Origin of the sequence: Peribacillus huizhouensis, from assembly GCF_014138605.1 — a bacterium.
GTDB classification, from domain to species: Bacteria; Bacillota; Bacilli; order Bacillales; family DSM-1321; genus Peribacillus; species Peribacillus huizhouensis.
Genome location: NZ_JACJHX010000007.1, coordinates 217,090 through 224,618 on the forward strand (window position 1 = coordinate 217,090; position 7,529 = coordinate 224,618).

Annotated in this window: 7 protein-coding genes; 2 read left to right on the forward strand and 5 right to left on the reverse strand. The window is 36.7% G+C overall.

What is annotated here, in order from left to right; genetic code table 11:
• The first annotated feature begins 178 nt into the window (after positions 1-178).
• The gene (locus HNP81_RS13090; RefSeq protein WP_182502898.1) at positions 179-1,054 is read left to right on the forward strand and encodes a helix-turn-helix domain-containing protein; all 876 of its coding nucleotides are present in this window, start codon (positions 179-181) and stop codon (positions 1,052-1,054) included.
• Positions 1,055-1,187: 133 nt separating this feature from the next.
• Here HNP81_RS13090 and lipM read toward each other — a convergent pair whose 3' ends face one another.
• Positions 1,188-2,024 carry an octanoyltransferase LipM gene (gene lipM / locus HNP81_RS13095; RefSeq protein ID WP_028391767.1) on the reverse strand — a complete coding sequence of 279 codons (837 nt, stop codon included), beginning with the start codon at positions 2,022-2,024 and terminating at the stop codon, positions 1,188-1,190.
• A gap of 185 nt (positions 2,025-2,209) precedes the next feature.
• On the opposite strand from lipM, the gene HNP81_RS13100 reads away from it, so the two are divergent.
• On the forward strand, positions 2,210-2,620 hold the full coding sequence (locus HNP81_RS13100) for a rhodanese-like domain-containing protein (RefSeq protein WP_051405024.1): 411 nt from the start codon (positions 2,210-2,212) through the stop codon (positions 2,618-2,620).
• A 337-nt stretch (positions 2,621-2,957) separates the two neighbouring features.
• Here the strand turns inward: HNP81_RS13100 and HNP81_RS13105 are convergent, their stop codons facing one another.
• The 4 genes from HNP81_RS13105 to HNP81_RS13120 all read right to left on the reverse strand — a co-directional run bounded on the left by HNP81_RS13105 (position 2,958) and on the right by HNP81_RS13120 (position 7,451).
• Positions 2,958-3,707: an SDR family oxidoreductase gene (locus HNP81_RS13105; protein WP_182502899.1), complete on the reverse strand. Its 750-nt coding sequence runs from the start codon at positions 3,705-3,707 to the stop codon at positions 2,958-2,960.
• An 18-nt stretch (positions 3,708-3,725) separates the two neighbouring features.
• Positions 3,726-4,742, reverse strand: coding sequence for a zinc-dependent alcohol dehydrogenase (locus HNP81_RS13110; RefSeq protein ID WP_182502900.1), 1,017 nt, complete (start codon positions 4,740-4,742; stop codon positions 3,726-3,728).
• A 35-nt stretch (positions 4,743-4,777) separates the two neighbouring features.
• Positions 4,778-5,467, reverse strand: a complete 690-nt coding sequence (locus HNP81_RS13115) for a GntR family transcriptional regulator (protein WP_182502901.1) — start codon at positions 5,465-5,467, stop codon at positions 4,778-4,780.
• Positions 5,468-6,101: 634 nt separating this feature from the next.
• Positions 6,102-7,451, reverse strand: a complete 1,350-nt coding sequence (locus HNP81_RS13120) for a gluconate:H+ symporter (protein ID WP_028391772.1) — start codon at positions 7,449-7,451, stop codon at positions 6,102-6,104.
• Between the last annotated feature and the right edge of the window lie 78 nt (positions 7,452-7,529).

Here is a 7,529-nt window from a genome sequence, read left to right on the forward strand (position 1 = left end):
ATGATTCCAACCGTTTGATAACGCTTCCATTATTAGTGATCAATAGAAACATTACCTTCTTTCTATCTGTTATACTATCACGAATTTTCAAAAAATTTAAATTGTCTAATCTTGCTTTCATGTACCTTTTTTTGCTATATTAAGCATGGTATATAGAGAAAGGTGGATTGTTTAATCGATGCAGCCGATTCAAAAACTATTTAACCCCGATAACTTTTTCCCCTTTCAAATCGTATATAAAGATACAAAAAGTGTAGAAGTTGAACTCCCCTATCATTTTCATGACTGGTATGAAATTGTTTATGTTTATGATGGGAATGGCACTTTTTTTATAGACCACTCGATACTAAGTATGGAAAAAGGGAGTATTTTTATTATTCCAGGTAATACTTTACACCGAGCCATTCCAGATTATGAAAACCCAGTAACTTCAACTGCTATTTTTTTTAATCCAATTCTTATCCAAAATCGTATTTTAGGAGACTCTTTTAGTTATTTTCATATATTTGAAGAAAGTCTTCGGTTAAATAACTTTAAATATAAATTAGATGGAATCGATGAGCAGATCGTATTTGCAAACTTTCTTGAAACGATTCAGCTCGAAGTTTGTCAGGAAACTTTAGGCTATAGACATGCCACTCTTTTGGAACTGCAAGCACTACTATTATATTTGGGGAGAATCATGACTAGTTGTAGAAGCACAGCTAAAGCAGCTGAATTTTCTGGTCCGATTTGGATGAAAGACATATTAGGATATATTGAGGAAAATTATACTTTGGGGATATCTCTTGATCAGCTCTCGCAATTTGGAAATGTAAGTACAGCACACCTTAGTCGAGTATTCAAACAAATGACAGGCTTTAATGTTTCAGATTATATTACGACTAAAAAAATCATAAAAGCAAAAGAATTATTACTAAGCACCGATGAAAAAATTAATACGATAGCTTTAGAGTGTGGCTTTGAAAGTTTACCTCATTTTCATCGAACGTTTAAAAAATTAATTGGGTCAACCCCTTCTACTTTCCGAAAAAAGAAAATTGAAGAGATGTAGCCGCTAAATTAAGATACATAAGTTTATTAAAGTGCAACTTCAATCCGTGGGGGATTCTTCATCCCCCACGGATTGCTAGTCCTGTTCTAATATCACTAAATCTCAAGCAATGAACTTATTCCAATGATTCATCTTATCTCATAAAATTCCATTCATCTGATTCATATTTATTTTTCACTAAGTTGTATACTTCATTTTCTTGGTCTTTTGTCAGAATGAGAGGCTCGAGATTACAATTCAAACCTGAAGCAAATCCTTTGTGAAATGCAATCTTTGCCTCATCTAAACTAATTTTTCGTGTGTGTATATCATTGATGGCAACAGCTTTATTTTTAAAGCTTTTCATCATTCGTTCCTTCACTCGTTCATTTGGAAAATTAAACAAATTAAACAGTTTCTCATCATCCATATCGAGTAATATCGAACCGTGCTGCAATATGACTCCCTTTTGTCTCGTCTGAGCACTTCCTGCTACTTTCCTACCTTCAACGACAAGCTCATACCAACTTGGCGCATCAAAACAAACCGAAGATCTCGGTTCTTTCAATGCTGCTTTTTCTTTCTCAGTAGATGGAACGGCAAAATAAGCATCTAGTCCAAGATTTCTAAACCCCATTAGAATGCCCTCTGAAATCACCCGATACGCCTCAGTCACATTTTTAGGCATATCTGGATACTCTTCGTTCACAATCACGCTATATGTAAGTTCATGTTCATGTAAAACAGCCCTGCCCCCAGTAGGTCTGCGGATAAAGCCTAATCCTTGTCTCTTTACCTCTTCTAAGTTTATTTCCTTTTCTGCTCTTTGGAAATATCCTATCGATAAAGTTGCCGGATTCCAGCCGTAAAACCTAACAACCGGAGGAATCTCTCCATTACTATGCCAATTCAACAGGGCTTCATCTAATGCCATATTAAACGCTGGCGTGCAGTTCCCTGAATCAATAAATGCCCACGTTTGTTTTTCCATAAAATCCTCCCATAACCTACTTGTCTTTTTCTCATAAAATAAAGTAAATTACTATCCTTTTCGTTAGTAGTGTATCAAAAACTACCAAAAATCAAAAGAATTTTAACTTTAACAAACATTCCTGCCATTTAAGGAAAAATCTTTTGATTATGTCACGTTACAATTATATAATAAGTAATGTCTATATGTTGCTTAGTTTAGAAAGGAGTTTTACCGTGAGTTGGATTATATCACTCGTTATCCTTATTGCACTTCTTGCTTACGCACTTTTCAATTTTTTCAGTCAGCGTCGTGCGGTTAAACCGCTTAGTCAGGAAGAATTTATTGAAGGATATCGTAAAGCACAGCTTTTTGACGTTCGCGAACCGAATGAATACGAGGGCGGTCATATATTAGGTGCAAGAAACATCCCGTTAACACAGATTAAGACACGCCTTACAGAATTACGTAAGGACAAGCCCATTTATTTATACTGCCAAAACAGTATGCGCAGTGGCAAAGCCGCTCAAATCTTACGCAAAAAAGGGTACACAGATATCTACCAATTAAAAGGTGGATTCAAACAGTGGACTGGAAAAATAAGAACTGGTAAATAAAGAAAGTCCTAAAAGGGTTGGGTCCTACACTTAAGACATCGTTTATCGTGCCAAGTACACGTCAAAAAAACGATGGAGTAGATGTGGGCTCCGACCCTTTCTTTGTTTTATTTCGAGTGTTGATGAAAAATGGTTATGAAGAAAGTATCAGCACAGAAAAAGAGGACGTCACAAAGTAAAGGGCCAGACCTCGCAACAATAAAATTCAGTATAAAATAAGTGTATCAAACACTACATACTGATTTAGAGAGCAAGGTAAGACCCTTTATACTTATTTAGATAGGTCAATATGTTTCAGTTGAAACAAGGTTGCCCATTCCATTCGACTCAACTTATTTTATCTTCCCATCCAACCGCCATCTACTACTAATAAATGACCGTGAACGTAATTCGATGCATCAGATGCCAAGAAGACTACAGATCCCATAAAATCCTCTGCCTGTCCCCATCGACCTGCTGGGATTCGCTCAAGAATTTGGCGATTTCTTGTTTCATCTTGTAATAATGCTTCATTCATATCTGTCGCAATATAGCCAGGAACAATGGCATTGACATTCACATTTTCTTTCGCCCATTCATTAGCTAATGCTTTCGTTAATTGCGCTACTCCGCCTTTCGCTGCCGCATAAGCAGGGACCGTTAAACCTCCTTGAAAGGATAATAAAGAAGCCATATTAATAATCTTCCCTTTACCTTGAGGTACCATGAATTTACCGGCTTCCTGACATAAAAGCCAGACACATTTTAAATTCACATTAATTACATCATCCCAATCTGTTTCAGAGAATGAAACAGAAGGTGATCTTCGTTGAATACCTGCATTATTGACTAGAATATCAATCTGACCAAGTTCTTTCACAACCGTCGGGATTGCAGCTTTCACTTGTGCCTGATTTTCCAGATCACATGGTATGATTACACTTTTTTGTCCCAGTGCTTCAATCTCTTTTTGGACAGAATCATCACTTGTATTCCTTTGAAGTAAGGCCACAGTAGCGCCTGCTTCCGCTAAAGCTAAAGCCATTTTTCTACCTATCCCTCTCGTTGCACCTGTAATCGCGGCAACTTTACCATCTAATCGAAACATGTTCTAATCCCTCCATAATTATACGTGTGGTCTAAATAATACTTTTAATGAATCTTCTGGATTGGTCATTAATTCAAACCCTTTTTTAATTTCCTCCAATGGTAGTTCATGTGAAATCAGCGGCGTTACATCAATTTGGCCACTTGCCATCATACTAACTGCCATGGCAAAATCTGATGAACTGTAACATCTAGTCGTTGTCAAAGATAATTCACGGAAATGCATGGCTGCTAGGTCAATTGTTGGCGGTTGTTTAAAGACACTTACAACAACGATTTGACCTTGTGTCCGACAGACATGGATCATTTGTTCAACCGTTACGCTTGAACCAGCTACTTCAAAAACAACATCTGCCCCTACGCCATTCGTAGCCTCTTTCACATACTCGACTACATCGACTTGTTTACCATCTAGAGCGATAAATCCCATTTCTTCCGCCTTACCTAATCGATATGGACTAATATCGGAAATAAATATTTTACCTGCTCCAGCCAATTTTGCCGTTAAGGCAATCAATAAACCAATCGGCCCTGCACCTAGTACAACGACAGTATCCCCCACTTTTACGTTAGAACGTCGAACAGTATGGATGCCTACAGCAACTGGTTCTGCTAATGCTGCATGTAAATCGGATAATGAACTCGGTACTTTATGCAAACGGTGTAGCGGTACTGCCACGTATTCAGCAAATCCCCCATGTGAATCAATCCCGATTAATTGTAACGTTTTACAAACATGTGAATTCCCTAATAAGCAAGCGTCACATTTTCCACAGCTGATTGTTGGTTCAATGACAACCCGATCGCCGATATTAAACGACGATTCGCCATTTATCTCTTCGATCATTCCACTAAACTCATGCCCCATTGCAAGTGGCGCTTTTGCCCGTGGATGTTTACCTGAGTAGATCATCATATCGGTTCCACAAATACCAGCATAAGCTACTTTAATAAGAGCTTCATTTTCCTTAATGACAGGTTTCTGTAATTCTCCAACACTTACGTTTTTTTCAGATAGATACAAACCAGCTTTCATACTAATCGACTCTCCCCTTTAAGCGTTTTCATTTTCTATTCTTGTATGTCCTCTTTCCATAAAGAATCATAGACCGTTGTCCTCGTGTCTTGGAAATGATTGAGTAATGTTTGTTCGATTAAATCATCATCCTGTGAAAGAAGCGCATCAATGATCAATGTATGTTTGTCTATTAATTGTTGGATCTCATCATAATCCTCTTCAAATCTCTTTGTTGTAGCGACGAGAAGCGCAGTCAAAACGACCGGCTTTAAACTATACCATACCCTTAATAATCGTTCATGTTTCGATTCAATTACGATTAGCTCGTGAAAAATTAAGTCCTGATAAGAAAAATCAATCGGATTTCGGTGTTCCATTGCTAAAGTCATCTTATCTATCACTTTATTAAGTTCAAGACTTAGACGCGTCTGATCTGTTTTACTAATCGTTTTTAGCAAATATGTTTCAATTAATATCCGTACATCATATAATTCTTCCATATCCTTTTTACTTAAGCCTAGTACGACTGCACCCATTCGCTCAAGCCGGATCAATCCTTCATTTGCGAGAACACGTAATGCGTCTCTCACAGGTGATCGACTTGCACCAAATTCTTGTGCCAAGTGATTTTCTGATAAAACAGATCCTATTGAAATATCACCCCTAATTATTTTTAACCGTACTTCACAAGCAATTTTCTCCCCAATTGACATGCTGGTTAGCCAAGATGTAGGATAATTCATTATCGATCACACTCCTACAAAAATAAGTTGTGTACTTGTATACAAGTACATTTTATTACAAATATATCTAATTGTAAACAGTTTCATTTTTGTTTTTTTAATATTTTCTGAATACTATTTCCGTTTTACAAAGGCGACTTGGCACTAGATGTCAGCCAAACTTATCTAATTCCAGCGAGAGAATTAAAACATTTTATAGAAAAGGGTCAGACCTCACATTCTATATTCCGTTTATAGTGTTAAATACACGTCATATAAACAATAATATAGTAGATGTGTGGTTTGACCCTTTCATACTCGGACAGCTTTTTTTCATTAATAAAATTTATGAACCTATTAGTTTCTCACTATTAAAGCCAATGGTACTACATATTTAATCCCTTTACTTATCTCGAAGGAATTCCCCATCCCACTATTATTTTCTTTACACGTAAACAACCTTCTCTGTTTACTCTTTCATTTGTATGTACTCCCCACTGTACCTTAATGAAACTGTACGTAAACAGTAATACATTATTCTATTTTCCAACGATGACACACTGAGTGTCGTCACTACTCTTACTATTCACTAATTTAAGCGCTATTCTTTTAGCTCTTTAAACCGATTACATTTTCAATCAAAGAGCATTTTCTTTTAAACAAATAAGCTAAGAACTAGTACAAAAGCAAGACCGCAAACAGAAATCAATGTTTCAAGCACTGTCCAAGTAGCGAATGTCTCTTTCATTGTTAAACCAAAGGACTCTTTAACAATCCAGAAACCAGTATCATTTACGTGTGAAGCAATGATACTACCTGCTCCTGTTGCTAATACCATTAATTCTAAATTCACATCATGGCCGCCCATCATTGGAATAACTAGTCCAACAGTTGTTAAGGCAGCTACTGTCGCAGATCCTTGGGCAAGTCGAATTACTGCAGCAATTAACCAAGTCAAGATAAGTGGTGAGATTGTACTTCCTTCAAAAAGGACAGCTACATAATTACCAACACCGCCATCAATTAATACTTGCTTTAGGGAACCACCAGCACCAAGAATGAGTAACATCATACCGATTGATGCAATTGAACTTTCAGCAGATTGCATTAATTGTTTGATTGAAATTTTTCGTGCTACACCCATTGTATACATAGCGAGTAATACAGAAAGCAACATAACCGTAGTTGGTGCACCGATCATTTTGATAATATCAATAAACAATTGTGGTAAATGTAATGCATCATGCAATAAAGTGAATATTGTTGAAAGTGCCATTAAGATAACCGGGAATAATGCTGTAAACGCACTGATTCCAAACCCAGGTGTATCCTCTAATTTAAATTGTTTTGCATTACCAATTGAAGCCATACTACCCATTGGTTCTTTTTCAAAAGCTGATGGTACAAATTTTCTTGCGAATTTTGTAAATAATGGACCAGCAATAATAACAGTTGGTATTGCGATAATGAAACCGTACACTAACACTAGACCTACGTTTGCTCCGAATTCTTGAGCAATAACAGTCGGACCAGGATGTGGTGGTAAGAATGCATGCGTTACTGATAATGCAGTCGCCATTGGCATACCTAGCCATAAAAACGATATTTTTAAATGTTTGGAAATTTGATAAACAATTGGAATTAATAAGACTAGACCTACTTCAAAGAATAAAGCAATTCCTAAGATGAATCCAGCTGCTACTACAGCCCATTGAATTTTCTTCTCACCAAACTTATCAATTAACGTCATTGCAATACGTTGGGCTCCCCCAGCATCTGCAATGAATTTACCAAGGATCGCTCCTAGACCAAAGACTAAAGCAATACCACCTAACGTATTCCCCAGCCCAGTTTGAACGGATCCAACGATTTCACTGATTGGCATACCTAAAGCTAAAGCAATTAAGAATGAAACGACTACTAATGCAATAAATGTATTCATATTGAATTTCATGATTAACACTAGTAAAACAATAATCCCCAATGCGACAATTAATAACGGCATATCTCTTTCTCCCCACTAAATATGTTTTTTACTAAGGCTGTTTTCACATACTTTGTTGCTTTTCAATCATTTTTACAC

Bases quoted from the DNA above. Each gene is read 5' to 3' on its own strand.
- HNP81_RS13120 (WP_028391772.1), bottom strand. From the start codon at position 7,451: ATGCCGTTATTAATTGTCGCATTGGGGATTATTGTTTTACTAGTGTTA.
- HNP81_RS13110 (WP_182502900.1), bottom strand. From the start codon at position 4,742: ATGAAAGCTGGTTTGTATCTATCTGAAAAAAACGTAAGTGTTGGAGAA.
- HNP81_RS13090 (WP_182502898.1), top strand. From the start codon at position 179: ATGCAGCCGATTCAAAAACTATTTAACCCCGATAACTTTTTCCCCTTT.
- HNP81_RS13115 (WP_182502901.1), bottom strand. From the start codon at position 5,467: ATGAATTATCCTACATCTTGGCTAACCAGCATGTCAATTGGGGAGAAA.
- HNP81_RS13105 (WP_182502899.1), bottom strand. From the start codon at position 3,707: ATGTTTCGATTAGATGGTAAAGTTGCCGCGATTACAGGTGCAACGAGA.
- lipM (WP_028391767.1), bottom strand. From the start codon at position 2,024: ATGGAAAAACAAACGTGGGCATTTATTGATTCAGGGAACTGCACGCCA.
- HNP81_RS13100 (WP_051405024.1), top strand. From the start codon at position 2,210: ATGTTGCTTAGTTTAGAAAGGAGTTTTACCGTGAGTTGGATTATATCA.